Source organism: Brevibacterium sp. LS14, assembly GCF_012027885.1.
GTDB classification, from domain to species: domain Bacteria; phylum Actinomycetota; class Actinomycetes; order Actinomycetales; family Brevibacteriaceae; genus Brevibacterium; species Brevibacterium casei.
Map to the genome: position 1 here is coordinate 373,822 of NZ_SJXG01000060.1, position 26,388 is coordinate 400,209.

At 69.2% G+C, this 26,388-nt stretch carries 25 protein-coding genes; 18 read left to right on the forward strand and 7 right to left on the reverse strand.

Annotated features, from left to right (window positions below; genetic code table 11):
* Positions 1 to 14 precede the first annotated feature (14 nt).
* Positions 15 to 845, reverse strand: a complete 831-nt coding sequence (locus EZE58_RS16185) for a PAC2 family protein (protein WP_009375831.1) — start codon at positions 843 to 845, stop codon at positions 15 to 17.
* A 22-nt stretch (positions 846 to 867) separates the two neighbouring features.
* Between EZE58_RS16185 and EZE58_RS16190 the strand changes: the two genes are divergently transcribed.
* Positions 868 to 1,527, forward strand: coding sequence for an HAD family phosphatase (locus EZE58_RS16190; RefSeq protein WP_009375829.1), 660 nt, complete (start codon positions 868 to 870; stop codon positions 1,525 to 1,527).
* Here EZE58_RS16190 and EZE58_RS16195 read toward each other — a convergent pair.
* Positions 1,505 to 2,314, reverse strand: a complete 810-nt coding sequence (locus EZE58_RS16195) for a PD-(D/E)XK nuclease family protein (protein WP_167560918.1) — start codon at positions 2,312 to 2,314, stop codon at positions 1,505 to 1,507. The two genes, EZE58_RS16190 and EZE58_RS16195, sit on opposite strands and share 23 nt — an antisense overlap.
* 131 nt (positions 2,315 to 2,445) lie before the next feature.
* On the opposite strand from EZE58_RS16195, the gene EZE58_RS16200 reads away from it, so the two are divergent.
* The 3 genes from EZE58_RS16200 to arc are packed head-to-tail and all read left to right on the forward strand — an operon-like array spanning position 2,446 to position 6,303.
* A complete protein-coding gene (locus EZE58_RS16200) occupies positions 2,446 to 3,606 on the forward strand; it encodes a site-2 protease family protein (protein WP_009375825.1) in 1,161 nt (386 codons plus the stop codon).
* Positions 3,607 to 3,652: 46 nt separating this feature from the next.
* A complete protein-coding gene (locus EZE58_RS16205; protein ID WP_009375823.1) occupies positions 3,653 to 4,657 on the forward strand; it encodes a tRNA (adenine-N1)-methyltransferase in 1,005 nt (334 codons plus the stop codon).
* On the forward strand, positions 4,654 to 6,303 hold the full coding sequence (gene arc / locus EZE58_RS16210) for a proteasome ATPase (protein WP_167560922.1): 1,650 nt from the start codon (positions 4,654 to 4,656) through the stop codon (positions 6,301 to 6,303). Before EZE58_RS16205 ends, arc begins: the two co-directional genes overlap by 4 nt.
* A gap of 47 nt (positions 6,304 to 6,350) precedes the next feature.
* On the opposite strand, the gene EZE58_RS16215 is transcribed toward arc, so the two are convergent.
* The gene (locus tag EZE58_RS16215) at positions 6,351 to 6,746 is read right to left on the reverse strand and encodes a DUF3054 domain-containing protein (protein WP_009375819.1); all 396 of its coding nucleotides are present in this window, start codon (positions 6,744 to 6,746) and stop codon (positions 6,351 to 6,353) included.
* 32 nt (positions 6,747 to 6,778) lie between these two features.
* Between EZE58_RS16215 and dop the strand changes: the two genes are divergently transcribed.
* Genes dop through EZE58_RS16250 form a run of 7 tightly spaced genes read left to right on the forward strand, consistent with a single transcriptional unit; the run spans position 6,779 to position 12,822 of the window.
* Complete coding sequence (gene dop / locus EZE58_RS16220) at positions 6,779 to 8,317, forward strand: depupylase/deamidase Dop (RefSeq protein WP_009375816.1); 1,539 nt, start codon at positions 6,779 to 6,781, stop codon at positions 8,315 to 8,317.
* A complete protein-coding gene (locus EZE58_RS16225) occupies positions 8,317 to 8,508 on the forward strand; it encodes a ubiquitin-like protein Pup (protein WP_009375812.1) in 192 nt (63 codons plus the stop codon). Before dop ends, EZE58_RS16225 begins: the two co-directional genes overlap by 1 nt.
* A 1-nt stretch (position 8,509) precedes the next feature.
* Positions 8,510 to 9,310: a proteasome subunit beta gene (gene prcB, locus EZE58_RS16230; RefSeq protein ID WP_009375810.1), complete on the forward strand. Its 801-nt coding sequence runs from the start codon at positions 8,510 to 8,512 to the stop codon at positions 9,308 to 9,310.
* On the forward strand, positions 9,307 to 9,996 hold the full coding sequence (gene prcA / locus EZE58_RS16235; protein WP_063250912.1) for a proteasome subunit alpha: 690 nt from the start codon (positions 9,307 to 9,309) through the stop codon (positions 9,994 to 9,996). Before prcB ends, prcA begins: the two co-directional genes overlap by 4 nt.
* The gene (gene pafA, locus EZE58_RS16240) at positions 9,996 to 11,399 is read left to right on the forward strand and encodes a Pup--protein ligase (RefSeq protein WP_063250913.1); all 1,404 of its coding nucleotides are present in this window, start codon (positions 9,996 to 9,998) and stop codon (positions 11,397 to 11,399) included. Before prcA ends, pafA begins: the two co-directional genes overlap by 1 nt.
* A gap of 36 nt (positions 11,400 to 11,435) precedes the next feature.
* Positions 11,436 to 12,392 (forward strand): FKBP-type peptidyl-prolyl cis-trans isomerase, encoded by a 957-nt coding sequence (locus EZE58_RS16245; protein ID WP_231882275.1) that lies wholly within the window; start codon positions 11,436 to 11,438, stop codon positions 12,390 to 12,392.
* 55 nt (positions 12,393 to 12,447) lie between these two features.
* The gene (locus tag EZE58_RS16250; RefSeq protein ID WP_009375802.1) at positions 12,448 to 12,822 is read left to right on the forward strand and encodes an FKBP-type peptidyl-prolyl cis-trans isomerase; all 375 of its coding nucleotides are present in this window, start codon (positions 12,448 to 12,450) and stop codon (positions 12,820 to 12,822) included.
* 44 nt (positions 12,823 to 12,866) lie between these two features.
* Here the strand turns inward: EZE58_RS16250 and EZE58_RS16255 are convergent, their stop codons facing one another.
* Positions 12,867 to 13,994, reverse strand: a complete 1,128-nt coding sequence (locus tag EZE58_RS16255) for a DUF3866 family protein (protein WP_063250915.1) — start codon at positions 13,992 to 13,994, stop codon at positions 12,867 to 12,869.
* Positions 13,995 to 14,053: 59 nt separating this feature from the next.
* Between EZE58_RS16255 and EZE58_RS16260 the strand changes: the two genes are divergently transcribed.
* The 5 genes from EZE58_RS16260 (at position 14,054) to EZE58_RS16280 (ending at position 19,893) form a co-directional block, all read left to right on the forward strand.
* Positions 14,054 to 15,070 carry a WYL domain-containing protein gene (locus EZE58_RS16260; RefSeq protein ID WP_346773193.1) on the forward strand — a complete coding sequence of 339 codons (1,017 nt, stop codon included), beginning with the start codon at positions 14,054 to 14,056 and terminating at the stop codon, positions 15,068 to 15,070.
* A complete protein-coding gene (locus tag EZE58_RS17760) occupies positions 15,054 to 15,941 on the forward strand; it encodes a WYL domain-containing protein (RefSeq protein WP_063250917.1) in 888 nt (295 codons plus the stop codon). The genes EZE58_RS16260 and EZE58_RS17760 overlap by 17 nt, the downstream gene beginning before the upstream one ends.
* A gap of 78 nt (positions 15,942 to 16,019) precedes the next feature.
* Positions 16,020 to 16,301, forward strand: coding sequence for a Sec-independent protein translocase subunit TatA (gene tatA / locus EZE58_RS16270; RefSeq protein ID WP_040341024.1), 282 nt, complete (start codon positions 16,020 to 16,022; stop codon positions 16,299 to 16,301).
* A gap of 56 nt (positions 16,302 to 16,357) precedes the next feature.
* The gene (gene tatC / locus EZE58_RS16275; RefSeq protein ID WP_040341022.1) at positions 16,358 to 17,146 is read left to right on the forward strand and encodes a twin-arginine translocase subunit TatC; all 789 of its coding nucleotides are present in this window, start codon (positions 16,358 to 16,360) and stop codon (positions 17,144 to 17,146) included.
* Positions 17,143 to 19,893 (forward strand): DEAD/DEAH box helicase, encoded by a 2,751-nt coding sequence (locus tag EZE58_RS16280; protein WP_167560924.1) that lies wholly within the window; start codon positions 17,143 to 17,145, stop codon positions 19,891 to 19,893. The genes tatC and EZE58_RS16280 overlap by 4 nt, the downstream gene beginning before the upstream one ends.
* Positions 19,894 to 19,896: 3 nt before the next feature.
* Here EZE58_RS16280 and secA2 read toward each other — a convergent pair whose 3' ends face one another.
* Both secA2 and EZE58_RS16290 read right to left on the reverse strand, forming a co-directional pair.
* Entirely contained in the window at positions 19,897 to 22,158 is a 2,262-nt protein-coding gene (gene secA2, locus EZE58_RS16285; RefSeq protein ID WP_009375788.1) for an accessory Sec system translocase SecA2, read from the reverse strand.
* 1 nt (position 22,159) lies between these two features.
* Positions 22,160 to 23,878, reverse strand: a complete 1,719-nt coding sequence (locus EZE58_RS16290) for a 5'-3' exonuclease H3TH domain-containing protein (protein ID WP_231882277.1) — start codon at positions 23,876 to 23,878, stop codon at positions 22,160 to 22,162.
* A gap of 77 nt (positions 23,879 to 23,955) precedes the next feature.
* Here EZE58_RS16290 and EZE58_RS16295 point away from each other — a divergent pair, with 77 nt between their 5' ends.
* Both EZE58_RS16295 and EZE58_RS16300 read left to right on the forward strand, forming a co-directional pair.
* On the forward strand, positions 23,956 to 24,870 hold the full coding sequence (locus EZE58_RS16295) for a metal-dependent hydrolase (RefSeq protein ID WP_009375785.1): 915 nt from the start codon (positions 23,956 to 23,958) through the stop codon (positions 24,868 to 24,870).
* A 321-nt stretch (positions 24,871 to 25,191) separates the two neighbouring features.
* Positions 25,192 to 25,944, forward strand: a complete 753-nt coding sequence (locus EZE58_RS16300; RefSeq protein ID WP_009375783.1) for a polyprenol monophosphomannose synthase — start codon at positions 25,192 to 25,194, stop codon at positions 25,942 to 25,944.
* An 87-nt stretch (positions 25,945 to 26,031) separates the two neighbouring features.
* Here the strand turns inward: EZE58_RS16300 and EZE58_RS16305 are convergent, their stop codons facing one another.
* On the reverse strand, positions 26,032 to 26,373 hold the full coding sequence (locus EZE58_RS16305) for an RNA polymerase-binding protein RbpA (protein ID WP_009375781.1): 342 nt from the start codon (positions 26,371 to 26,373) through the stop codon (positions 26,032 to 26,034).
* Positions 26,374 to 26,388 lie beyond the last annotated feature (15 nt).

The window sequence follows — 26,388 nt, forward strand, 5'->3', positions numbered from 1 at the left end:
CCGGTCCCGGCCGCCTACCTGTCCCGGCCGCGTCCGCGCAGGTAGCGTTCGAACTCCGCGGCGATCGCTTCGCCGCTGGCCTCGGGCAGCTCGGTGGCGTCGATGCGCTCCTCGAGCTCCTTGACGAGATCGCTCAGCTGCGGATTCGCGGAGACCACCTCATCGGCGCCGAGCTCCCAGGCCCGGCTCTCCTCCTCGAGGATCGGGATGTCGATCTCGACTCCCGTGGTCCGTTCGACGGCGCGGACGAGAGCGAGTTCCGCCTTCGGCGACGGCGAGTCGCTCAAGTAGTCGGGCACGCCGACCCAGAGGTTGATCGACTTGAGCCCGCGCCATGAGCACGCCACCCCGAGGAGCCCGAGGATGCCGATGGGACCGGAGTAGCTGTTGATCTCGATCCCGAGCTCGGCGGCGAGTTCCGGGTCCTCGGTGTTCGCGACGACAGGGAAGGGACGGGTGTGCGGGACCTCTGCGTGGAGTCCGCCGAGGAGGACGACGGAATCGTCCTCACCGACCTCGGCGAGGATGAGGGAGAGGAACTCCCGCCATTTGAGCCCGGGTTCGTGCCCGTGGATGACGGTCACCGGGGTGCCTGCATGCTCTCCGCGGTGGACCTCGACGCCGGGCCACGCGATGGTCGCCCTGCCCGTCTCGTCGCGTTCGATCTCGGGCTCGGAGAAGCGGAACTCGTAGAAGCCGTCGGTGTCGAGGATCTCGCTGTCGTCGAGCGCCCAGGCGTCGATGAGGTCCTTGACCAGAGAGCTCGCGGCCTCCGAGGCGTCGGCATCCTGTCCCTCGAACGCGATGAAGACGAGCGCACCGTGACCTGATGGGAGAAATGTCATGCGACCAGATTACGCTGGAACCATGACGAACCCTGCCGCAGTCCTCTGGGACATGGACGGAACCCTGGTCGACACCGAGCCCTTCTGGATCGCGGCCGAGACCGAGCTCATGGCCGCCCACGGACTGCCGTGGAGCGAGGAGCAGGGACTCGAGTTCGTCGGCAACGACCTCCTCACCTCGGCATCGATGATGCGAGACGCGGGTCTCGACCTGCCCGCCCCCGTCATCGTCGAGACCCTGCTCGACGGCGTCATCGCGCGCATCCGCCGGAGCGTGCCGTTCCGTCCCGGCGCCCTCGAGCTGCTCGAGGAGCTGCGGGAGGCGGGCATCCCGTGCGTGATGGTGACGATGTCCTACCGCAGCCTCGCCGAGGCGGTCATCGCCGCGTGCCCGCCCGGCAGCTTCGCAGGCCTCGTCGCCGGCGACGACGTGGCCGCCGGCAAACCCGACCCGGAGCCCTACCTCGCAGGCGCCGCCCTGCTCGGGGTCGACCCGTCCGAGTGCGTTGCTCTCGAGGACTCCCGTCCGGGCCTGGCCAGCGCGGAGGCGGCGGGGACGATCGCCGTCGGCATCCCGCACCTCGTCGACCTCGACCCGGCGCCGGGGACGACGCTCTGGCCGAGCCTGGCCGGACGCGGCGTCGACGACCTGCGCACGGTCACATCCCGACTATCCGCGTGATCTCCGGGGTCGGCGGAGCCTCATTGCCCCACGCCGGGCAGAGCGGCTTGAACGAGCACCAGTTGCACAGCGGGGACTTGCGCGGACGCCAACGGTCGGACTCGGCGGAGGCGACGATGTCCTTCCAGATCGCATCGATCTCGAACTCGCTGCCCTCGATGTCGGCCATCGTCGGATGCGACTTGAGGACGCTGCGCGAACCGAGGTACATGAGCTGGAGCGTGTGGACCAGCTCGCCGGTGAGCCGGTACTCGACGAGGGCGTAGAAGCCCATCTGGAACTTCGCCTCCCGTCCGTACTGCGGTTTCGGCTGTCTGCCCGTCTTGTAGTCGACGAGTCGCTTCTCCCCGCCGGGGGCGACGTCGACCCGGTCGATGAACCCGCGCAGCTCGAGCCCAGAGTCGAGCGTCGTCGTCACGTACTTCTCCGTCGACTCCGGTTCGAGGTGTTCGGGGAATTCGAGGGTGAAGTACGCGCCGATGAGGGAACGCGCCGATGTGAGGAACGTCTCCCTCTCGCCCTCGTGGGCGAAGAGTTCGAGGACGTCGGGGTGCTTCTCGATGAGCGCCTCCCAGCTCGGGCGGAGCATCGCCGCAGCCGCCTCCTCGGTCCGGTCGGCGGCGGGCAGGGCGAAGAGCTGCTCGAGCACCGAATGGACGAGCGTGCCCTTGAATGCCGCCTGTGAGGGCGGTTCGGGGAGTCTGTCGATGGTGCGGAATCGGAACTTCAGGGGGCACTGGACGAAGTCGTTCGCGCGGGACGGTGAGAGACTGGTGAGCTCGGCCATGGGACCACTCTAGCCAGGGGGTCTGACATGGGCGCCGAGTTGAGCGGACACGACGCGTCTGACATGGTGAAGCCACCTGTCGCTGTTAGGCTGAGTAGTCCCGACCCCAACCGATCTGAGGATGTCCTGCGATGGCCGTGAAGAACCACCAGACCGGTGCCTCCTCCGGTCTGCGCCTCGGCACCGTCCTCGGTGCCCCGGTGATCCTGGCCTGGTCGTGGTTCCTCGCGGCGATCGTCATCACCATCCTCTTCGCCCCCTGGGTGCTCACCGTCCGCCCCGACCTCGGCATCTGGTCGTGGGCGGTGGCGTTCGCCTACGCCGTTCTCCTCTTCGCCTCGGTGTTCCTCCACGAGCTCGCCCACGGCGTGGCCGGGCAGTTCTACGGGCAGAAGGTCGCAGCGATCGAGCTGAACATCTGGGGCGGGTTCACCCGCTTCGAACCCCAGGTCGACAACCCGCGGGACAAGGCGGCGATGACGAGCTTCGTCATCTCCATCGTCGGCCCCATCGTCAACATCGTCCTCGCCCTGCTCGGCTGGTGGTGCCTGAGCGCGGTCACCCCGTCCTCGGTGCCGTGGCTGCTCCTCATCGCCGTCACCTTCGCCAACGTCGCCCTCGGCGCGATCAATCTGCTGCCGGGCATCCCGCTCGACGGCGGCTGGGCGCTGCAGGCGCTGATGTGGCGGATCACCGGTTCCCAGTACCTCGGCACCATCGTCGCGAGCTGGGTGGGACGGATCATCGCCGCCGGGTTCATCGGCTGGTCGGTCATCACCCCGCTGCTCGCCGGTCAGCGGCCCGATCCGCTCAATGTCGCGTGGATGTCGCTCATCGCGATCATGCTGTGGTTCTCCGCAGGCGATGCCGCCACCCATGCCAAGCGGGCGCGGAAGATGGAGACCTATGACCTCTCCCAGGTCATCCAGCCGGCGATCGCCGCGACGTGGGACGCCGATCTCGCCGACACGCTCGACTACGCGAACACGCTGGGGAACGCGAAGGAGCGCACACTCATCGTCGTCCTCGACCAGAAGGGCCTGCCCTACGGCCTCGTCGACCGCCACGCCGCGGCAGGGCGACTGGCCGAATCCTCGGCGCGGATCCCCGCCGGCGACGTGGCACGTCCCCTTGCCGGATGGATCGGGGTGCCCAAGGACATCACCGCCCCGCACCTCCTCGAGTCCCTCACCCACCGTCCCAAAGCGCAGTTCTGCCTGGTCATGGACGGCAACACGCTCATCGGCGTGATCGATCTGCAGGAGTTCTTCGACGAGCTTCTCGCAGCCTGAACCGGTGTGCGTAAGGCACACCTCACCAGCGTAGAGTAGAAGCATCATGACGCAGCCAGAGACGATCCCCGCCGCAGCCGTGCTCCGGGCGGGGGAGAAGATCCAGCTCACCGATCCCAAGGGCCGGATGCACACCATCGTGCTCGCCGCGGGCGAGGTGTTCCACACGCACAAGGGCCTCATCGGCCACGACGAGATCATCGGCCGTCCCGAGGGCATCGTGGTGACGAACTCGGGCGGAGTCGACTTCCAGGTCTTCCGTCCCTTCTACGAGGACTTCGTCCTCTCGATGCCCCGCGGCGCCGCAGTCGTCTACCCGAAGGATTCGGGTCTCATCGTCACCCTCGGCGACATCCGCCCGGGAGCCACCGTCGTCGAGGCGGGCGTCGGCTCAGGCGCCCTATCGATCGCCCTGCTGCGCGCCGTCGGGCCGGAGGGCCGCGTCCACTCGTTCGAGCTCAGGGAGGAGTTCGCGGAGATCGCGGCGGGCAACATCGCCGACTTCTTCGATGGCCGACCGGAGAACTGGGCGGTGTCCGTCGGCGATCTCGCCGAGCGGCTGCCCGAGGAGTTCGCCCCCGGCACCGTCGACCGCGTCGTCCTCGACATGCTCACCCCGTGGACGGTGCTCGAGTCCGTGAGCACGGCGCTGGCACCGGGCGGCGCTGTCGTCGCCTATGTCGCCACCGTCCCCCAGCTCTCGCGCTTCGTCGAGGCCGTGCGTGCATCGGGGTGCTTCAGCGAGCCCAACGCGATGGAGTCGATGGTCCGCGGCTGGCACGTCGACGGACTCGCCGTGCGCCCAGACCATCGGATGATCGCCCACACCGGATTCCTCGTCATCGCCCGCCGGATGGCCCCGGGCAGTGCGCCACTGGAGAAGAAGAAGCGCCCGCAGGGGGCGCCGGCCTCACCCGCCGACGTCGACGCCTGGACCGGCGGCGAGGTGACGGAGACGGCCATCGGCACCCGGGTGGCCACGGGGAAGAAGCTGCGGCGGGTGATGCGCGAGGCCGGCAGGCGACTGGAGCACAAGGAGGAGGAGCGATGACCGAGACGTCCACCCCTGAGGTGAGGAAGCTGCGCGAGGACACCGCTTCGCTGCGCCAGCAGCTTTACAGTGCGGGCAAGCGCAATGAGGCCCTCTCGACGACCCTGCGCACCGCCAGGGAGGAGCTCGGGAGGATCAAGGAGGAGGCCCGGCGGCTGACCGAGCCGCCGAACAGCTGGGGCACCCTCGTGGCGCTGGCATCCGACGGACTCACCGGCGACGTCATCGTCGGCGGCCGGCGCATGCGCCTGGCCGTCGGACCCGAGGTCGAGGCGAAGCACCTGACCCCCGGCTCCGATGTCCTCCTCTCCGAAGGCCTCGTCATCATCGGCACCGGGGACTTCGCCGCGGTCGGCAGCGTCGTCACCGTCCGTGAGTTCGTCGAGGACACCCGCATCCTCGTCGGCGCTCCGGGTGATGACGAGCAGGTCTACGTGCTCACCCAGGAGCTCATCGACTCCGGCCTGCGCCTCGGCGATGCCGTCGTCGTCGACTCCCGCACCCACTACGCGCTCGAGGTCGTCGAGAAGCCCGAGGTCTCCTCGCTCCTGCTCGAAGAGGTCCCGGACATCACGTACTCCGACATCGGCGGTCTCGCCGACCAGATCGGTCAGATCCAGGACGCCGTCGAACTGCCCTTCGAACATCCGCAGCTCTACACCGAGCACGGTCTCAAGCCGCCCAAGGGGATCCTCCTCTACGGTCCTCCCGGCTGCGGCAAGACGCTCATCGCCAAGGCCGTGGCGAACTCGCTGGCGGAGAGGACCACGGCCGCGCAGGCCAGACGGACGTACTTCCTCAACATCAAGGGCCCCGAGCTGCTCGACAAGTACGTCGGTGAGACGGAGCGGCAGCTGCGCCTGATCTTCGCCCGCGCCCGCGAGAAGGCCTCCGCCGGGTTCCCGGTCGTCGTCTTCTTCGACGAGATGGAGTCGCTCTTCCGCACCCGCGGCACGGGCAAGTCCTCCGACGTCGAGACGACGATCGTTCCGCAGCTGCTCACCGAGATCGACGGCGTCGAACAGCTCGACAACGTCATCGTCATCGGCGCCTCCAACCGCGAGGACCTCATCGATCCCGCGATCCTGCGTCCCGGTCGCCTCGATGTGAAGATCCGCATCGAACGTCCGGACGCCGAGGCCGCCCGCGACATCTTCGGGAAGTACCTCACCGCGGAGCTGCCGCTGCATCCCGCGCTCGTCGCCGAACACGGCGGCCCGGAGCCTGCGGTGACCGCGCTCATCGACTTCTGCGTCGAGCGGATGTACGCCGCGACTCCGGAGAACGAGTTCGTCGAGGCGACCTATGCCGACGGGTCCCGAGAGGTCCTCCACTTCTCCGACTTCGCGTCCGGGGCGATGATCCACAACATCGTCGACCGGGCGAAGAAGGGAGCGATCAAATCGCTGCTCGAGACGGGGGAGCGCGGACTCCATCCGGAGCACTTCGCCGAGGCGATCGCCGAGGAGTTCAGCGAGCACGAGGACCTGCCCAACACGACGAACCCCGACGAGTGGGCGCGGATCTCCGGGCGCAAGGGGGAGAGGGTCACGCACCTGCGGATGATGCACCTCGACACCACCCGGGGAGCCCCGGCGCTCGAGTCCGAGATCGCCGAGGCGACGCCGGACTCCGACCTGCTCTGAGCCGCTCGTCTGCTCTGACCGGGTCGCCCGGTCGCTGGCGTCCTGTTCTAGCGGCGGGTGCGGCTTCCCCCGGCGACGGCGGTGGCGATGATCCTCCAGCCGACGAGGGTGATGAGGTTGAGGACGGAGGCGACGACCATGAAGCTCACCGGAACCGACCCGGGATCCCCGCCGGCCCCGGTGAGACCGCGCAGGAGGAGGCCGACGAGGACGGTGATCGCCCAGATGCCGGTGCCCGAGTGGAGCGGGGACAGGGGGCGGTCCCAGACCGCGGTGAGCACCCACGCGACGCCGAGACCGGCGAGGAACGGCCACGCGGTCGTGAGCAGCCCCTGGGGATCGAGATTCCCGGAGTGCGTGTAATGACCGATGATGGTGAAGAGGACGACGAGCACGAGGTCGACGACGAGGGCGATGGGGAGATGGGATTTCTTCGCTGCCACGTAGGCGAGTCTAGACGTTTGGAGGAGTGGACATGGTCACCGTGCACCGGGTGATGGGATCGGAGACGGAGTTCGGGCTGAGCCAGCCGGGCAATCCGGGGGCCAATCCGATGCGGGACTCGGCGCGTGTCGTCGACGCCTATGCGGGCCCGCGAGGACTGAAGTCCTCGCAGAGCTTCTGGGACTTCGAGACCGAGTCACCGCTCGCCGACGCCCGCGGGTTCCTCATGAACGTCGCCGATGCCGACGCCTCCCAGCTCACGCACCTGCCCGCCGAGGCGGTCGAAGCCGAATACCTGGCCAACGTCGTCACCGAGAACGGCGCGCGCTACTACGTCGACCACGCCCACCCCGAGTACTCCTCCCCGGAGGTGCTCACCCCGCGCGACCTCGTCACCTACGACCGCGCGGGCGATCTTGTCGCCCTCGACTCGGTGCGCCGGCTCGAGCGCTCGGCCGCTCCGGTCAATCTCTACAAGAACAACACCGACTCGAAGGGCGCGTCGTACGGCACACACGAGAACTACCTCGTCGACCGCGCCGTCGACTTCGACGACCTCGTCGCCGGACTCATCCCGTTCTTCGTCACCCGCCAGATCCTCTGCGGCTCCGGCCGGGTCGGGCTCGGACGCGAAGGGGAGACGCCGGGCTACCAGATCTCCTCGCGCGCGGACTTCTTCGAAGCCCAGGTCGGGCTCGAGACGACCCTGCGCCGGCCCATCGTCAACACCCGTGACGAACCCCACGCCGACCCGGAGAAGTACCGCCGGCTCCACGTCATCATCGGCGACGCCACGCTGGCCGAACCCGCCACCCTCGTCCGCTTCGGCAGCACCGCGCTCGTCCTCGGCCTCATCGAGCAGGGACTCGCCCCCCGCCTCGAACTCGCCGACCCCCTCCAGTCGCTCTGGGACGTCAGCAGGGACCTCACCCTGAGCGCACGGCTGCCGCTTGCCGACGGGACCAGCCTGAGCGCCCTGGAGATCCAGGAGCTCTACTTCGCCGCGTGCAGCGAGCACGCCGACGACGACCCGGAGACCGCCGAGGTGCTCGCCGAATGGCGCCGCTTCCTCGACGGGCTCGCCGCCGACCCGAAGTCGCTTGCCGACTCGATCGACTGGGTCGCCAAATGGGTCCTCCTCGAGGGCTACCGGCAGCGGGAGGGCCTGGAGTGGGACCATCCGAAGCTCGGCCTCATCGACGTCCAGTACCACGACGTCCGGCCCGAGAAGGGCCTCTTCCACAAACTCGAAAGGGCCGGGCGGATCACGCGGCTGACCACGGACGCCGAGGTCGAAGCCGCCGTCGTCACCCCGCCCGAGGGGACCCGCGCCTACCTCCGCTCGCTCGCGGTCACCCGGTTCTCCGCCTCCCTCGTCGCCGCGAGCTGGGACTCCCTCGTCCTCGACGCTGGCGAATACGGGCTTGTGCGCCTGCCGATGAGTGAACCGCGCAAGGGCACCCGTGCGCTGCTCGAGGAGCGGCTGGCGGGAGTCGACGACGCACCCACCCTGCTCCGTCGTCTCGGAGTGACTAGACTGAGCGCGAAGACGCAAGAGAGAAGGCTGTGATGAGTTCGAACGAGCAGATCAACAAGGACCACTCCGCCGGCGGGGACGAGCCCCCGGAAGATCCGCCGCAGGCCGTGTCCGCGCAGATCAACACCGAGAACGTCGATTCGATCCTCGACGAGATCGACAGCGTCCTCGAATCCAACGCCGAGGAGTTCGTCCGCAACTTCGTCCAGAAGGGCGGGCAATGAGATGGCAGGGTTTCCTCCTGCGTACCTCTCCTCGACGAGCAACTCCCTGACCGACCTCCTGCGTGACCTTGCCCCCGAGGCCCTGCCCCGGTGGAACGGCGCGGACCACGGTGCGGAGGTGCCCGAGGGCACGACGATCATCTGCTTCCGCACCGCATCCGGCATCCTCATGGCCGGTGACCGGAGGGCGACGATCGGCAACCTCATCGCCTCCCATGCGATGGAGAAGGTGCGGCCCGCCGACGACTTCTCGGTCATCGGCATCGCCGGGACCGCCGGTGTCGCCCTCGACCTCATCCGGCTCTTCCAGCTCGAACTCGAACACTACGAGAAGATCGAGGACGCGCGCCTCTCCCTCGGCGGCAAGGCCAACCGGCTCGCCGCGATGCTGCGCGGCAACCTCGGCCTGGCGATGCAGGGACTCTCCGTCGTGCCGATGTTCGCCGGCGTCGACGAGTCCCGGCCCGACGGGCAGATCTTCAGCTTCGACGTCACCGGCGGCAAGTACGAGGAGCACCGCTTCCATGCGATCGGCTCGGGCTCCGGCTTCGCCCGCGGAGCGCTGAAGAAGCTGTGGGAACCGGCGCTCGAGACCGAAGCGGCGATCGCCGTCGCCGTCGAAGCGCTCTTCGACGCCGCCGACGACGACTCGGCGACGGGAGGACCCGACTTCGTCCGGGCCATCGCCCCGACGGTCTTCACCGTCGAACTCGGCACCGGGGTCACGCAGATCCCGGCAGCCCAGGTGCTCGCCACCGCCACCGAGGTGGTCGCCGAGCGGACGCGGAAGGCGCAGTCATGACCCAGGCCCCGTTCTACGTCTCGCCCGAACAGCTGATGAAGGATCGGGCGGACTTCGCCCGCAAGGGCATCGCCCGCGGCCGCTCCGTCGTCGTGCTCCGCTTCGAGACGGGCATCCTCCTCCTCGCCGAGAACCCCTCGCCGACGCTGCACAAGATCGCCGAGATCTACGACCGCATCGGCTTCGCCGCCGTCGGCAAGTACAACGAGTTCGAGACCCTGCGCCAGGCGGGCGTCCGCTACGCCGACCTGCGCGGATACTCCTACGACCGCAGCGACGTCACCGCCAGGGGACTGACGAACGCGTACGCGCAGACGCTCGCCGGCGTCTTCACCACCGAGTCGAAGCCCTTCGAGGTCGAACTCGTCGTCGCCGAACTCGGCCACACCCCGGCCGACGACCAGCTCTACCGGATCACCTACGACGGTTCGGTCATCGACGAGACCGAGCACGTGGCGATCGGCGGGCAGGCCGATGCGATCACCGAGCGGCTGCGCGGAGTGGTCACGAGCCGGAAGCCGCTGCCCGACGTCCTCGGGCTCGGCATCGACGCGCTGGCCGCGACGACGACGGGACCGCTTGCCGTCGACGACCTCGAAGCCGCCGTCCTCGACCGCGAGGTCGCCGGGCACCGGAAGTTCCGCAGGCTCTCCGATGCCGCGGTCGCCGAGCTCCGGAGGGCCTGATGGCGCGGATCTACGGACTCGAGACCGAGTACGGCCTCGCCCACACGCCGGGGGAGGACCACAAGCGCATCGGTCCCGAGGAGATCGCCCGCTACCTCTTCCGCCCCGTCGTCGAATGGGGGCGTTCGTCGAACGTCTTCCTGCCCAACGGGTCGCGCCTCTACCTCGACGTCGGCTCCCACCCGGAGTACGCAACGGCCGAATGCGACAGCCTCGGCGATCTCCTCGCCCAGGATCGGGCGGGGGAGGCCCACATGATCGACCTGCTTGAGAAGGCGCAGGCGAGCATGGACACCGACGGCCTGTCCGGGCGGATCCACATGGTCAAGAACAACACGGACGCCGCGGGCAACTCCTACGGCTCCCACGAGAACTTCCTCATCCGCCGCGGGCTCGACTTCAACCGGCTCACGACCGTCCTCCTGCCCTTCCTCGTCACCCGGCAGCTCCTCGTCGGGGCGGGCGCGATCATCCCGCGGACCTCGAGTCTCAGCCCCGATGAGGACGCCGACCGCGGCGAGCTCACCTTCGGCCTCTCCGCTCGCTCCGACGTCATGTGGGAGGGGCTGTCCTCGGCGACGACCCGGTCGCGGCCGATCATCAACGCCCGCGACGAACCCCACGCCGATGCGGAGAAGTACCGCAGGCTCCACGTCATCGTCGGCGACTCCTCGATGTCGACGGCCACCTCGGCGCTCAAACTCGGCTCCGCCGTTCTCATGCTCGACCTCATCGAGCAGGGGGCGCGGATCCCCGACCACGGTCTGCGCCACCCTGTGCGCGACATCCGGGTCATCGCCCGCGACCTCACCGGCCGTTCCCGGCTCGAGCGCACCGACGGGACGGTGACGACGCCCTTGGGACTCCTCGGTGACTATCGTGACCGGGCGGCCCACCTCGTTGAGACCGGGGACCACAGCCTCGGCGACGACGACCTCGCCGCCTACGTCATCGACCTGTGGACGCGGATGCTCGGCGCCGTCGAGACCCAGGACTTCTCGTCCGTCGACACGGAGATCGACTGGGTGATGAAGAAGGCGCTCATCGACCGGGCGATGGCCCGCGGCGGGATCGGGATCGGCGACGCGCAGATCCAGCGCCTCGACATCGCCTACCACGACATCACCCCGGGCACGGGACTCTTCCCCAGACTCGAGGCGGCGGGACTGGCGAAGAGCCTCGTCCCCGCGGAGGCGGTCACGCGGGCGAAGGACGAACCGCCCGAGACGACGCGGGCAGCGGTCCGCGGCGCGTTCATCCGTGCCGCCCACGACGCCCGGCGCGACTACACCGTCGACTGGGTGCATCTGCGGCTCAACGACGAATCCGGGCGCGCGGTCGCCCTCAAGGACCCGTTCTCCGCGACGCATGCCCAGGCCGAGGCACTCATCGCCGGCCTGTAGGATCGACGCTGGAGAAGTTCGAACGAAAGGAACCACGTGCGCACCAGAGTGCTCAGTGCCATCGCCGCAGCCGTGCTGCTGCTCTCGGCCTGCGGGCAGAGCGAACCCGAGGACGGCGGTGCCAGCGCCCCCGCATCGGTGCCCGCGCAGGACGCGAAGTCGACGAGCCTCGACGACATCACCGTCGAGGGCAAGCCCGGGAAGAAGCCGACGGTGAGCTTCGAGGCACCACTCGTCGTCGAGAAGACCGAGTCCAAGGTGCTCAGCGAGGGCGACGGCAAACCCGTCGCCGACGGCGAGCAGGTCACCGCGCAGATGACGCTCGTGTCCGGGACCACCGGAGACGTCGTCGAGTCGAGCTACGACTCGAAGTCCCCGGCGGGCTTCCCGATGGACACGGCCCAGATCTCCGAGGAGCTGTTCAACGCCCTCGAAGGCGTCCCTGTCGGTTCCCGCGTGCTCATGACGCTCAACGGCAGTCCCCAGCAGGGACAGCCGAGCCAGACGCTCGTCTACGTCATCGACGTCGAGGACACGACGAAGCCGCTCACCCGGGCGGAAGGGAAGAAGGCCGACCAGGCGGGCAACCCGCTCACCGTGAGCTGGGAGGACGACGGCACGCCGAAGATCACCCAGCCCGAGGGCGAACCGCCCGCCGAGATGCAGTCCTTCACGACCATCGAGGGCACCGGCCCCGAGGTGAAGAAGGGGCAGAAGGTCGCCGTGAAGTACTCCGGCTGGCTGTGGGACGACGCCTCCCAGCCCTTCGACTCGAACTGGGGCGGGGGCGGACAGCCGTTCGCCGTCGATCCCGTCGGCGAGGCCAACGTCATCCAAGGCTGGAACGAAGGCCTCGTCGGGGCCAAGGTCGGCAGCCAGATCGTGCTCGTCATCCCGCCGGACAAGGGCTACGGAGAGCAGGGCAGCCCGCCGAAGATCCCCGGCAACGCGACCCTCGTCTTCGTCATCGACATCCTCTCGGCACAGGGCTGAGAGGCCGGCGATCCGATCCCGGATCGCTGACAGGACCACCCAGAAGGAGACACCCATGAGCAAGCAGAAGCCCGTCGTCGACTTCCCCGGCGGCGACGCCCCGACCGAGCTCGTCATCGTCGATGACATCATCGGCGACGGCCCCGAGGCGAAGGCCGGAGACACCGTGAGCGTCAACTACGTCGGCGTCGCCCATTCGACCGGCGAGGAGTTCGACGCCTCGTACAACCGCGGCACCCCGCTCGAGTTCCGGCTCGGCTCCGGCATGGTCATCGCCGGCTGGGACCAGGGCATCCAGGGGATGAAGGTCGGCGGTCGCCGCACCCTGCAGATCCCGCCGCACCTCGCCTACGGCGACCAGGGCGCCGGCGGCGTCATCAAGCCCGGTGAGAGCCTCATCTTCGTGTGCGACCTCGAAGGCGTGCGCTGAGACCGACGCTGCGCTGAGCGCTCAGCTCAGCCGACCGGCGCGGGCTAGACGAGCCCGGCCGCATACCTGCCCGCCGCGGCGGCAGCGAGGAACGCTGCCGCATCGGCGGGCAGTCTGCGTCCCATCGTCGACAGGCCCACCGGAGAGGCCTGGAGCGCGGGCCACAGACCGGTGAGGTCGACGTCGATGCGCTCGTGGTCGTGAAGCTGCGGCAGCTGCGCGGCGACCGTCTCGGCGATGACCCCGGGCTCAGGGTCCATCTCGGCGCGTTCGGCCTCGGTCAGCGTCGTGAAGTCGGGTACAGGCACGCGGACGCCGGGCCGAGCCACCTCGGCGAGCGAGGTCAGCGTGTGGTGGGAGATCCCGAAGTGCCGGCCGCGGGCGTCGGCGTTCGACATCCGCAGCACCCCGACCGGCACCCCGCCGAGGAGGGCCGCGGCGTTGAGGTGCTCACCGGCGACGAGCCCGGAGAACCCGTACTTCGTCCCGGTGCCGAGGTTGCCCGGTCCCTGGGCGACGACGGCGATGTCGGCGCCGAGGACGTGCTTGGCCGCGAGCAGGCCGGTGTGGACCGTCACTGCCTCGAGGTCGGCTCCCCACGACTGTCCCGTGCTCACGCTGCCGGCGATCCATCCTGCCTCCTTGAGCCCGGCGACGGCCTGCGAGAACGCCGCAGGCAGGGCGGCGCCGTCGCTGAGGACGTAGGCGACCCTGAGATCGTCATCGACCGCCCGGATGCCCGCGACGATCGCCGGCAGTGCCGAATGGAGGTCGGCGACGAGGACGGGCATGCCTGCCAGCGATTCCGCCGCGGCGAGGACCCCGTGGTGCTCGGACTCCTGATCGTCGACGCCGAGGACCATCGTCTGGAGCGGCGAATAGCGGTCCTTGACGAGGTGGCCGGGCCCCGGCGGGGGATCGGCCGGCAGACGGTCGGGGAGGGCGACGACGAGCCCGAAGCCGCCGGTGCCCAGGCGCTTGGCGAGCGCAGAGACGTTGAGGAGGACGGTGTCGCCGACCTCGGGCTCACCGACGGCGTCGGTGTACGCGATCGCTTTGATCTCGGCGATGTCGGTGCCCGGCAGGGGCGTCTCGAGTTCGGCGGTGAACTCGGTGAGGCCGGGACGGGTGGAACGGATGGCTGTGACGATGCCTGTGCGCCAATGGATCATGCCCCAACCCTATCCCGCGCGGTGCTTCCCGGCCGTGGTTCTGCGTTACGGTGGAGTCTGTGAACACTCAACGACCCAACCGGCAGCGACAGCAGACCGAGCGGCTGATGAACCTGCTCATCGCCCTGCGCGCCGCCCGCGGCTGGGTGTCCCGGAAGACGCTCATGACCGCGATCGACGGCTACGCCGGGCTCGACGACGTCGCCTTCGATCGCAAGTTCTCCCGTGACAAGGAGCTGCTGCGGCACATGGGCATCACGATCGCCACCCGCGCCGAGCACGATGCGTACTCCGATGTCGGGGAGACCGGGTACCGCATCTCGACCGACGACTACGCGATGGGCGACGTCGACCTCACCCCGTCCGAGGCGGCGGCGGTGGCGGTGGCCGCCCGCTTCTGGTCCGACACCGAACTCGGTGCCTCGAGTGCGCAGGCGCTGACGAAGCTGCGGGCACTCGGCCTCGAGCTCAGCGACGACGTGCCCGGGCTCGGCTTCGGCCCCGGGGCGGCGAGCAAGCTGGGGAATGCGAACTTCGCCACCGCGCTCCACCACATCAACGCCCGCGAGGCGATCGGGTTCAAGTACCACAAGCCCGGACAGAGCGCGCGGAAGGTGCGGCTCGAACCCTACGCCCTGCTCAGCCGCGGCGACCGGGTCTACCTCGTCGGCAACGACCTCCACCGCGGGGCCGAGCGGACATTCCGGCTGACCCGGATCGAGGGGAAGCTTGCCAAACTCGGCGGCCGTGAACCCGGCGACTACTCAATCCCCGCCGACTTCGTGCCCCAGGTCTCGCTCAATGCGAGCACGGAGATGGCCGTCGTCACCGAGGCGGTCCTCGACATCGCCGCCCACCGCGCCGATCCGCTGCGGCGGCGGTCCGTGCGCACCGATGGGGAGCACCAGGTCGTCGAGTACTCCGATGCCCAGACCCTGGCCGCGGAGATCGTCGGCTACGGTGACGCCGTGCGTGTCGTTCGGCCCGACGAACTCGCGCGCGCCGTCGACCGACGACGCGAGGTCATCGCCGAGGCCCTCGATCGGCTGGGAGGTCGCAGTGTCCTCAGCGCGTGAACGCCTCACCCGGCTGCTCAGCCTCGTGCCCTACCTCGACGCCCATCCCGGCGCCGACCTCGAGGAGACGGCCGCCTACTTCGGCATCGACTCGGCGACCCTCATCGACGACCTCGAGCTCCTCTTCGTCACCGGCCGACCCGGGCACATGCCCGACGACCTCATCGATGCGACGTGGGACGGCGGGAAGATCTTCATCTCCAACGCCGAGGAGGTCTCCGTCCCCGTGCGTCTGAGCGCCGAGGAGGCGGGCCTCCTCGTCCTCGCCCTCGAACTCCTCGACGCCCTGCCCGGCCTCGACGCCGAGGCGGTGCGCACGGCGGCGGCGAAGCTGCGTCTCGCCGCGGGTGAGAACCTCCACACCCCCGTCGACGTCAGCCCGGTGCCCGCCGATGCGGAGCTGATGAGCGCGCTCAAGGGCTTCATCGACGCCAGCGCGGCCGTCGAGATCGACTACTACGTCGCCTCCCGCGACGAACTCACGACGCGGACGATCGCCCCGACCCGGCTCGTTCCCGGCGCCGACTGGTACCTCGATGCGTGGTGCTATTCGGCCCAGGCGCCCAGGCGCTTCGCGCTCTCACGGATCCGCCGCTTCGCCGAGACGAGCCACCCGCCGATCGGCACCGGCGCCCCCGCACCGGCCCCGCAGGAGGTGACGATGACGCTGCGCGCCGAGGGAGCGTGGCTCGCCGATGAAATCGACGTGAACGAACGGGTCTACGACGCAGGCGGCGACGGCAGCGTCGAGGTGCGCTTCACCGTCCACTCGCTCGACTGGCTCAGCCGCTTCCTGCTGGGCCACGCCGACGTCATCGCGGACATCGATGCCGCCGATGCGGTCGCCGCAGCGAGGCGCCGACTCGGCTGAGCGCACTGGTGAGTCGGATGAAAGGCTCAGCCGCACAGAGTAGAATCACCTCGAGCAAACACAAGCCAAGGAGCTCTCATGAACTTAAGCCCCATGCATATCGCCGTGGTGGTCATCGTCATCATCCTCATCTTCGGTGCGCCCAAGCTGCCGATGCTCGCCAGGAGCCTCGGTCAGTCGCTGAAGATCTTCAAGTCCGAGGTCAAGGACCTGCGCGACGACAAGGATGAGAAGACGACCGAACCCGGAGAGCTCGGCCGTGATGCGGGCCAGTCCACCCAGTCGACGCCCCCGTCCGCCCCCGACGCCGCGCAGCCGGCGGCGCACAGGAATCAGGATCCGCAGCCACGCGAGAAGTGAAAGACAGCAGTCAGCGCAGAGGCCGGACCTCACGGAGGAAGAACCCTGAGAAGAGGATGCCCGTCATGGGGCACCTCGTCGAACTGCGCAATCGGTTCGTCATCGCCGCCATCGCCATCGTCCTCGGCGCGGTCGGCGGATGGTTCCTCTACGACCCGGTCCTCGACATCCTCCAGGAGCCCATCCGGACGATCAACGACACGTCGGGCCGGGTGGCGCAGATCAACTTCGCGGGGGTCGCCTCGGCCTTCGACATGAAGATCAAGCTCTCCCTGTTCATCGGCCTCTTCATCTCGTGTCCGGTGTGGCTCTACCAGGTCTGGGCGTACATCGTCCCGGGGCTCACGAGCAAGGAGAAGCGCTACTCGTTCGGGTTCCTCGGCGCGGCCGTTCCGCTCTTCCTCGCCGGTTCGGCGATGGCGTTCTTCGCCCTGCCCAACGCGGTCAAGGCGCTGACGTCGTTCACCCCTGAGGGGGCGACGAACATCATCCCCGCCCAGGACTACCTGACGTTCGTCATGATCATCATCGTCGTCTTCGGCATCGCGTTCGTCCTGCCTGTGCTCATGGTCGGACTCAACATGCTCGGGATCCTCTCGGCGACGCGGATCCGCAAGTCGTGGCGCATCATCGTCATGATCGTCTTCATCTTCGCCGCGATCGCCACCCCGACACCCGATGCGATGTCGATGTTCTTCCTCGTCATCCCCATGATCACGCTGTTCTGCCTGGCGTGGGTGGTGTGCATTCTCAACGACCGGCGCCGCAAGCGCAAGCTCGTCGCCCAGGGCATCTGGGTCGACCCGGACGAGCTCGACGAGGACAGTGGGAAGGGCACAGCATGAGCAGGCGCGGAGACCGCAACGACCATGACACCGCCTCGGCGGGTGCCGAGGCCACCGCAGACGCCGAAGCCAAGAGCCCGGCGCAGGCGTATGCGGAGTTCCGGGCACGGGCCGAGCGCGAGCAGACCCCGCTGGGTCGCTTCCTCGCCCGCACCGACTTCGAACTCGACGACTTCCAGATCGAGGCGTGCCAGGAGCTCCAGGCGGGCAAGGACGTCCTCGTCACCGCGCCGACCGGGGCCGGCAAGACGATCATCGCCGAGTTCGCCGTCGACCTCGCGATGGACGCCGGCACCCGGGTGTTCTACACCACCCCGATCAAGGCGCTGAGCAACCAGAAGTTCGCCGATCTCGTCGCCGTCCACGGCGCCGAGAACGTCGGACTCCTCACCGGGGACACGACGATCCGCCGGGATGCGCCGATCATCGTCATGACCACCGAGGTCCTGCGCAACATGCTCTACAACGACCCGGGAGGGCTCGACGACCTCGGCTTCGTCGTCCTCGACGAGGTCCACTACCTCGCCGACCGGTTCCGCGGTCCCGTGTGGGAGGAGGTGATCATCCACCTGCCCGAACGCGTCCAGGTCGTCTCGCTGTCTGCGACCGTGTCCAACGTCGAGGAGTTCGGAGCGTGGCTGCGCGAGGTCAGGGGGCCGACGACCGTCGTCTCGACCTCGCACCGCCCGGTCCCGCTCGTCAACCACGCCCTCGTCGGCCACCGGATGTACGACCTCTTCACCCATCACGACTCCGAGCGCATCGACCCGGCGCTCGCGCACGCGACCCGCACGTACGGCGGACCCCGGTCGAAGCGCGAGCGCGGCAATCGCGCCCGGTTCCGCCGCCCCAGCCGGACCCAGATCGTCGCCTCCCTCGCCGAGGCGGGGATGCTCCCGGCGATCATGTTCATCTTCTCCCGCAACGGCTGCGACGAGGCCGTCGAGCAGTACATCGCCACGGGCGCCGACCTCAACTCCCGCGAGGACAACGTCATCGTCAACGCGGCCCTCGAGCGGCTGCGCGAGGAGCTGCCGGCCGAGGATCTGGGGATCCTCGGCTACCACACGTTCCGCGAGGGCCTCCTCCGCGGCGTCGCCGCCCACCACGCGGGCATGATCCCGCAGTTCAAGGAGCTCGTCGAGGAGCTCTTCTCCGCCGGGGTCATCAAGGTCGTCTTCGCCACGGAGACGCTGGCGCTGGGCATCAACATGCCCGCCCGCACGGTCGTGCTCGAGAAGCTCGTCAAGTTCAACGGCGAAGCCCACGTCTCGATCACCCCGGGGGAGTACACGCAGCTGACCGGGCGCGCCGGCCGCCGCGGCATCGACCGGATCGGCCACGCCGTCGTCGTCTGGCACCCCACGATGGACATCAGCGAGATCGCCGGTCTCGCCTCCAACCGGTCGTACGCGCTCGGATCCGCGTTCGGACCCACCTACAACATGACGGCGAACCTGCTCTCCCGGATGAGTCCGGCCGATGCCGCGAAGGTCCTCGAGACCTCGTTCGCGCAGTTCCAGGCCGACAAGGCCGTCGTCGGCCTCGCCCGCAAGGTCCGGAAGAACGAGGCGACGATCGCCGCGTACGAGAAGTCGATGCACTGCGACCGGGGCGACTTCGGCGAGTACGCGGCCCTGCGCCGTGAGATCTCCGAGACGGAGAAGCAGGAGACGCGGACGAAGTCGAAGGTCAAGCAGCGCGAGATCGTCGAGTCCCTGTCCGCGCTGAAGATCGGCGACGTCATCACCCTGCCCGCGCGGCGGGTCGAGGGCACTGCGGTGATCATCGCCCCGATGACGAACCGCGACGGCGTCTCCCGGCTCCCGACCGTGCTCACCGAGCAGGGCAAGGTGTGGCATCTGCGTCCCCACGAGGTCACCGAGCCGGTGGCCCCGATGGGACGGATCCGGGTGCCGAAGAAGTTCAACCACCGTCAGGCCTCCGACCGTCGGGCGCTGCTGGGCATCCTCGCCGAGGCGATCGCCGATGGCCGCGTCGATCGGGACGTGCGTTGGGTGCCCCACAGCGCGCCCGGCGGGGTGAGCTCGACGGTCGCCGAGCTCACCGCCAGGATGCGCGCCCACCCCTGCCATGACTGTCCCGACCGGGAGATCCACGCCCGGTGGGCCAACCGCGCGGCGAAGCTCGAGAAGGAGAACGCGTCCCTGATCAAACGCATCGAGGGGAGGACGACGTCGATCGCCCTCGTCTTCGAACGCGTCCAGGAGGTGCTCACGACCCTCGGGTTCGACCCCGAGCACTCGGACATGCTCCGCCGCATCTACGGCGAGCGGGACCTGCTCGTGGCGCTCACCGTGCGCGCCGGCCTGTGGGACGGCCTCACGGAACCCGAACTCGCCGCCTTCGCCTCGTGCTTCGTCTATCAGGCGCGTCGCAGCGAGAGCTTCCACGCCGAGCGTGCGCCCAGCCGCGACCTCAAGGTCGCAGGCGATGCGGCGATCGACCTGTGGCGGGAGCTCTTCCGCCTCGAGGAGCAGCACGCGCTCACCCCGACGCCCGAACCCGACCGGGGACTGTTCACCCCGATGTTCCGGTGGACGGAGGGGAAGAACCTCGCCGAGTCGCTCCGGGGCACGGACATCGCCGCCGGTGACTTCGTCCGCTGGGCGAAGCAGACCCTCGACCTGCTCGGGCAGCTCGCCGAGGTGAGCGCCCCGGAGACCGCGGTGCGCATCCGGCGGACGATCGAGGCCGTCCGCCGGGGAGTCGTCGCCGACTCGTAGGCGCTACCGGCGGATCCGTTTGACGATGTTCTCGATGTCTGAGCCGAACGCGTTCTCCGTCGTGAGATAGGTCCACGTCGACGAGGGGCGCTTGAGCCCGTGCGAGGCGAGGTCGATGCCCTCGTCGGTGAACTCCGCCTCCTCGACGGTGCTCACGGAGTCGTCGAGGACATCGGACCAGAACGAGGAGAAGACCCGGATCGACTCCGTGTTGAAGGCCTCGTGGGGCTTCTCCTTCGCGAATGTGCGCAGGTGGATGCCCTCGCGCAGATCGTTGAGGAACGCGAGGTGGTCGACCCAGCGGGCGTCGAGGTGGAAGAGGAGGACCGCGCGAAGGCTCTCGTCGACGACCTCCTCCGAGTGCTTCTCTGCGAGTTCCGTCGCCCTCTCGCCGAGGCGGTCCTTGAGTTCGTCGATCGCCTCATCCTCGGTGCGCAGCTCGCGCCGACGGGCGAGGACGAGTTCGCGCTGCTTGGCCATGAGCTCGTTGAACCGCCACGTGTCACGGTGCAGAGCGGTGTTCTGGCCCTCGGCGATGCGCTGGGCGTGCTCGACGAGGGTGAGCGCGCGCTTCGAGTCGATCCGACCGGTCTCGTCGCCTTCGGAGACGAACCGTTGGATCTCGGGCACCCTGGTGAGCATCTCGTCCTCGAGGCTGGTGAAGAACACCGAGGTGCCGGGATCACCCTGTCGCCCGGCGCGTCCGCGCAGCTGATCGTCGAGGCGGGAGGACAGGTAGCGTCCGGCGCCGATGACGAGCAGCCCGCCGCCTTCGGCGACGGAGTCGTCGGCGAGCCTGATGTCGGTGCCGCGGCCGGCCATCTGCGTCGAGACGGTGACGGCTCCCGGGCGTCCGGCGGCACCGATGATCTCGGCCTCGGCGGAGTCGTCCTTCGCGTTGAGGACGGCGACGTCGATGCCGCGCTCGACCAGTCGCTGCGCCAGCGACTCGCTCTCGGCGACCGAGGAGGTGCCGATGAGGACCGGACGGTCGTTCGCGTGGTTCTCGACGACCTCCTCGACGATCGCCCGCTCCTTCGACTCCTGGTACGTGTAGAGCCGGTCGGGTTCGTCCTCGCGGACGACGGGCAGGTGGGTGTCGACGGGGACGATCTCCAAGGAGTAGAACTCGCGGAGGTCGTCGCCGACCGCAAGCGCCGTGCCCGTCATCCCGCAGACGGTCTCGTAGCCGTGGATGAGCTCCTCGACGGTCATCTGGTCGAGGATCTCCCCGCTCTCGGTCGTCTCGAGCTTCTCCTTCGCCTCGACGGCGGCCTGGAGCCCGTCGGGCCAACGCTGGAGTTCGGCGACGCGGCCGCGGGAGGAGGAGATGAGCTTGATCCGCCCATCGACGACGAGATAGTCGATGTCGCGCTTGACCAGGGCCTTCGCGTAGAGGGCGAGGTTGACGGCGGCGAGGTCGGCGGCGCCGTCGCCGAAGAGCTCGACGCCGAGCTCGTCCTCGACCCGGGTGACGCCGGCATCGGTGAGGGAGACGGCGCGGCGGTCGGGGCTGATCTCGTAGTCGGTGCCAGGGATGAGGGTCTCGACGAGGGCGGCGATGCGCTCATCACCGTCCTCGATGGACGAGGACCCGGCGAGGACGAGAGGCACGCGGGCTTCGTCGATGAGCACGGAGTCGGCCTCGTCGACGATGACGACATCGCGTTCGGCGACCCGGATGTCCTCGTCGTCGAGGACGAAGCGGTCGCGGAGGACGTCGAAGCCGACCTCGGTGACGGAGGCGTAGAGGACCTCCGACCGGTAGGCTTCGCGCCGGTCGTCGTCGTCGAGGGCGGCCGAGATCGCGGCCGAGGAGACGCCGAGGAGATCGAAGACCGGCTGCATCCACGTCCGGTCGCGGACGGCGAGGTAGTCGTTGACGCTGACGACGTGGACCCGGCGGCCCTGGAGCGCATATCCGGCCGCGGCGAGCGCACCGACGAGCGTCTTGCCCTCACCGGTGGCCATCTGGACGATGTGCCCCTGGAGGAGTCCGATGAGTCCGACGAGCTGCGTGTCGTAGGCGCGTTCGCCCAGGGTGCGCTCGGCGGCCTCCCTCGCGAGGGCCGCATAACGGACGAGGGTCTCGCGGGCGGTGCCGGAGGCGAACACCTCACTGGCGGCGTCGGTCAGCTCGGCATCGCTGAGATCGGCGAATTCGGCGGCTGCCGCATCGAGGTCGGTGGTCGCCTTCTCGAACCATCCTGTGGCCTTGTCGGCCTGGGCACCGGGCCGGTTGAGCAAACGGGAGAAGAGTCCCAAGTCATCGTCCTTCTGATCGGTCTGGTCGCGTCTCGATTCTAGCCTCGTCGGCGATGGGCCATGATCCGTCGACGACTGCGTCGGCGTTGCCCTTCCGGCGGAGGAAGGCCTGGAGGTCAGCGGCCTGAGCGCGCTTCCACTCGCCCTGCGCCGCCATGATCTCCTGTGGGGTGTACGCGGCGATTTCCGTGGACTTCGAAGCCAACGCTCGGGCGATGTCCAGGGCCGCTCGGGCATCGGCGGCGGCGTCGTGGGCGTCGAGGAGGGAGACGTCCCACGCCTCGGCGGTGGCCGTGAGCGTGCGCTTGCCCCGGCGGTAGCGGTCGACGCGGCGGTCGAGGACGAAGGTGTCGACGATCGCCGGGAGCAGGGAGCGCAGGTCGAGGTCGGGACGGTGCCTGCGGACCTCGGCATCGAGGACGCTGAGGTCGTAGACGATGTTGTGGCCGACGACGACGGCGCCCTCGTCCCGGAGGCCCGTGAGCTCCGTGCACAGAGCGGTGACGACCTCGACCGCGGGCATGCCGTTGGCCTGTGCGTACTCGGTGGTGATGCCGTGGACGGCGCGCGCGGCCTCGGGGATCTCGACGCCGGGGTCCGCGAGCCACATCTCCACCCGGTCGGGGTCCTCGACGAAGGCCGCGGTGACGATGCGCGCGGTGTCGGGGTCGACCCCGGTCGTCTCGAGGTCGAAGCCGACGAGCCGGGCGTGCGGCCACGCGACGCCGGCCTCGGATCTCGGTGCGGGTCGGACCGGCTGCGCCGCGGCGACCCCCGGGCCCGCCTGTGCGTCGGTGGGCGGGGCGTCGGCGAGACCGCGCAGGGCGGTGGCGAGGTTGTCGACGGAGCGGGCGATGTTCTGCCCGGCTGCCGCGGCCTCGAGGGCCTGGGCATCGAAGATCAGGGGGAGGACATCGAGGTCGATGCCGTGGTCGACATCGGTGAGACAGGTCATCACCTCGACGGTGCGGGCGAGCATCTCCTCGGACTCGACGATCGTCGTCGCCCGCTTCACACTCAGCCCGCCGGTCTTCACCCCCGCCTTCGCGGCGGAGACGATGCCCGCGAGCGACCCGAAGCTCGTGAGCAGGGTCGCGGCTGTCTTCTCCCCGATGCCGGCGGCGCCGGGAAGGCCGTCGGAGGGATCCCCGCGCAGGGCGGCGAGCTCCCGGTAGCGAATGCCCGAGTCGACACCGTAGAGGCCGGGCAGGTCGGCGGCGGTGATCGCCTCCCATTCCCCTCCCTTGCGGGGCCGGAGCACGCTGACGTCGCGGTCTGTGTCGAGGAGGGCGAGGAGGTCGCGGTCGGGGGAGACGATGACGACGGGGGTGGCCGACTGTGCGGCGATCGTCGCGATGACGTCGTCGGCCTCCGTCCCGTCCACCTCGGCGATGGGGATGCCGGCGGCGGCGAGGACACGGCGCATGATGGGAAGCTGGGCGTCGAGTTCGGGCGGGATCTCCGTCCCCGCAGCCTCGTCCTTGATCCTCGCGGCCTTGTACTCGGGCATGATCGCGGTGCGGAAGGCCGGACGCCAGTCCGCGTCCATCGCCGCGACGACCCGGGCGGAGGAGAAGCGGCGGATCATCTGGGCGACCGTGTCGACGACGCCGCGGATCGCGTTGACCGGCTGCCCCTCGTCGTTGACGATCGAATCCGGCACCGAGTAGAAGGCGCGGTAGTACAGGGCTGGGGTGTCGACGAGTACCAAAGGCTTCACAGCCCTGACCCTACCCGACGCCCCTGACGCCGATGCCCGCAGCGGTGGACGGCAGGTGTAGCCTGGCGGCTGTGAATATGTACTACGGCGGAGACGTCTACAGCAGCGTCGACCCCTTCGCGACCGCCCTCGGCAGCGCGGACGGGACAGTGAACTTCATCGGCTCGGACGAGGCGGCCCTTGCCCTCGACCCGGAGGCGGAGAACCTCGACGGGGACTTCCTCGCCCCGGGGTTCGTCCATGCCGGTCTCATCCTCGGGCCCGACTCGCCCACGGCGACGGCGCTGCGTGATCGCGGCATCGCCCACGTCCACGTCCTCGGCCCCTCGTCCGCCATCCGGGACTTCGTCGCCGACGCACCCGAGGACCTGCGCATCGTCGCCTATCCCGACCTCGCGGCGGGCACCGAGCGGGCGTGGCTGCCCGCGGCCGCCCTCGCCGAGCTCGAGACGCTCCCCGAGACCTCCCTCTACCTCGCCGTCGCCTCGAGCACCGAGCTCGACGCCGTCCTCGCCCGCCTCGGAGAGCATCCGGCGCACGCGCAGCGATTCGGCTATCGGCTCCTCCTCGACTTCGCCGTCCCGGAGTCCCACGTCGAGGCGCTCGGACGCTCCGGGATCGCGATCACCCTCGACCCCAGCCTCGACCAGCCGCTCGCCCCGCTGCTCGCCGCCGGCGCCCAGGTCTCCCTCGTCCTCGCCGACGACTCTCCCTGGGCGGGAGTCCGCTCGGCCGTCCTCGGCACCCACGGCATCGGCGCGCGCGCCGCATTCAACGCCGCCACCCGCTTCGCCCATCGCGCGGCGGGCAACCCCGAAGGGGGAGTGCTGCGTCCCGGTGCCGCCGCCGACTTCGGTCGCTGGCGGGTCGAGCGGCTCGTCGTCCAGGTCGCCGATCCGCGCGTGGCCGCGTGGAGCACCGACCCGCGCTCGGGCACCCCGGGTCTGCCGGAGCTCGCCGCGGACGTCCCCCTCCCCACCCGGATCGGCTGAGCGCGACCGGACCTGCCGCGTGACTGAGATCGCTCTGCGGGCCCGAGAGCAATCCGACACGCCGAGGCGCAGAGGAATTTCTTCCCGCCGAACCTGGCCCTCACCTGGGAAGTTGATCAAAACCGCAGGTCAGAGGGATTTTGCTGGGGCGGTCGGAGCCATTAGATTCGACGATGACATTCCACCGGTCGTGGAGTGGAGCCGACGCTCCCGTCATTAGATAACTCGGTGCACTGCGCTGCTGTGACTGCACGCACACCGTGGTCCGAAGGCGGGGGTGTCGGCTCATTGTTTCGCCCCTGCGGGCGTAGGGTGGGGCGGGTGGTCTCAGAAATCCTCGTGGTCATCCCCACCTACAACGAACGCCTCGCCCTACCGGTCACCCTCGCCGGGCTCTTCGAGCACCAGCCCGAGGTCGACGTCCTCATCGTCGATGACGGATCCCCCGACGGAACGGGGGAGTGGGCCGACGAACTCGCAGCGGTCGACCCACGCGTCAACGTCCTCCACCGCAGCGAGAAGGCCGGTCTCGGCATGGCCTACATCGCCGGCTTCGCGTGGGCACTCGAGCGTGACTACGCGATCATCTGCGAGTTCGACGCCGACGGCTCCCATCGCCCCCTCGACCTCGGCCAGCTGCTTGCTCCGGCGCTCGCGGACGAGGCCGACCTCGTCATCGGCTCCCGCTGGGTCCGCGGCGGCGAGATCGTCGACTGGCCGTACTCGCGCTTCCTCCTCTCACGCGGCGCCAACCTCTACGTCGACGCGGCGATGGGGCTCGGCGTCCGCGACGCCACGGCCGGATTCCGGGCCTACCGGCGGGCCGTGCTCGAGGCCCTCGACCTCACCGGGGTGCAGTCGCAGGGGTACTGCTTCCAGATCGACATGACCGGACGCACCGTCGACGCCGGCTTCCGCGTCCTCGAGGTCCCCATCGTCTTCGTCGAACGCGAACTCGGGGAGTCGAAGATGAGCTCCTCGATCATCTCCGAGGCCTTCACCAAGGTCGCCGGTTGGGGTCTGGCCCGGCGCGGTCGTCAGCTGCGGCAGATGCTCTCGGGCCGCCGCAGCTGACCCGTATCCGTGCGGACATGACAGAGGAGGTGTCGGTCGACGGACCGACACCCCCTCATCCGAGCGTCCTGCTCGGTGTGTGCTGTCTCAGCTCTGGGCGGGAACCTCGCCGCGGCGGATCGCCAGGCGCTCATCGAGGAGGACCTGGAGTTCGTCGAACGAGCGGCGCTCGAGGAGCATGTCCCAGTGCGAGCGCACATGCTTCTCGGGTTCGCCGTCGGGCTCGTTGACGCCGACTCGCACGCCGATGCCGTGGATGCCCGAATCCCACGTCGAGGGCACTTCCGCCTCGATGGAGAACGGAACCTTGAAGCGGGTGCCGTCCTCGCACTCGAATTCGACCATCTGCCGGGGCGCGGGCTCGACACCCTCCTCCGACTCGAGGCTGCGCGAGCCCAACTGCGTACCGCGGAGACTGCGTTCGCTCATCTCTCTTCCCTTCGA

Excerpts from the sequence above, each read along its gene's own strand:
- EZE58_RS16185 (WP_009375831.1), bottom strand. The coding sequence starts at position 845 with ATGACATTTCTCCCATCAGGTCACGGTGCGCTCGTCTTCATCGCGTTC.
- EZE58_RS16190 (WP_009375829.1), top strand. The coding sequence starts at position 868 with ATGACGAACCCTGCCGCAGTCCTCTGGGACATGGACGGAACCCTGGTC.
- EZE58_RS16195 (WP_167560918.1), bottom strand. The coding sequence starts at position 2,314 with ATGGCCGAGCTCACCAGTCTCTCACCGTCCCGCGCGAACGACTTCGTC.
- EZE58_RS16200 (WP_009375825.1), top strand. The coding sequence starts at position 2,446 with ATGGCCGTGAAGAACCACCAGACCGGTGCCTCCTCCGGTCTGCGCCTC.
- EZE58_RS16205 (WP_009375823.1), top strand. The coding sequence starts at position 3,653 with ATGACGCAGCCAGAGACGATCCCCGCCGCAGCCGTGCTCCGGGCGGGG.
- arc (WP_167560922.1), top strand. The coding sequence starts at position 4,654 with ATGACCGAGACGTCCACCCCTGAGGTGAGGAAGCTGCGCGAGGACACC.
- dop (WP_009375816.1), top strand. The coding sequence starts at position 6,779 with ATGGTCACCGTGCACCGGGTGATGGGATCGGAGACGGAGTTCGGGCTG.
- EZE58_RS16225 (WP_009375812.1), top strand. The coding sequence starts at position 8,317 with ATGAGTTCGAACGAGCAGATCAACAAGGACCACTCCGCCGGCGGGGAC.
- prcB (WP_009375810.1), top strand. The coding sequence starts at position 8,510 with ATGGCAGGGTTTCCTCCTGCGTACCTCTCCTCGACGAGCAACTCCCTG.
- prcA (WP_063250912.1), top strand. The coding sequence starts at position 9,307 with ATGACCCAGGCCCCGTTCTACGTCTCGCCCGAACAGCTGATGAAGGAT.
- pafA (WP_063250913.1), top strand. The coding sequence starts at position 9,996 with ATGGCGCGGATCTACGGACTCGAGACCGAGTACGGCCTCGCCCACACG.
- EZE58_RS16250 (WP_009375802.1), top strand. The coding sequence starts at position 12,448 with ATGAGCAAGCAGAAGCCCGTCGTCGACTTCCCCGGCGGCGACGCCCCG.
- EZE58_RS16255 (WP_063250915.1), bottom strand. The coding sequence starts at position 13,994 with ATGATCCATTGGCGCACAGGCATCGTCACAGCCATCCGTTCCACCCGT.
- tatA (WP_040341024.1), top strand. The coding sequence starts at position 16,020 with ATGAACTTAAGCCCCATGCATATCGCCGTGGTGGTCATCGTCATCATC.
- tatC (WP_040341022.1), top strand. The coding sequence starts at position 16,358 with ATGCCCGTCATGGGGCACCTCGTCGAACTGCGCAATCGGTTCGTCATC.
- EZE58_RS16280 (WP_167560924.1), top strand. The coding sequence starts at position 17,143 with ATGAGCAGGCGCGGAGACCGCAACGACCATGACACCGCCTCGGCGGGT.
- EZE58_RS16295 (WP_009375785.1), top strand. The coding sequence starts at position 23,956 with ATGTACTACGGCGGAGACGTCTACAGCAGCGTCGACCCCTTCGCGACC.
- EZE58_RS16305 (WP_009375781.1), bottom strand. The coding sequence starts at position 26,373 with ATGAGCGAACGCAGTCTCCGCGGTACGCAGTTGGGCTCGCGCAGCCTC.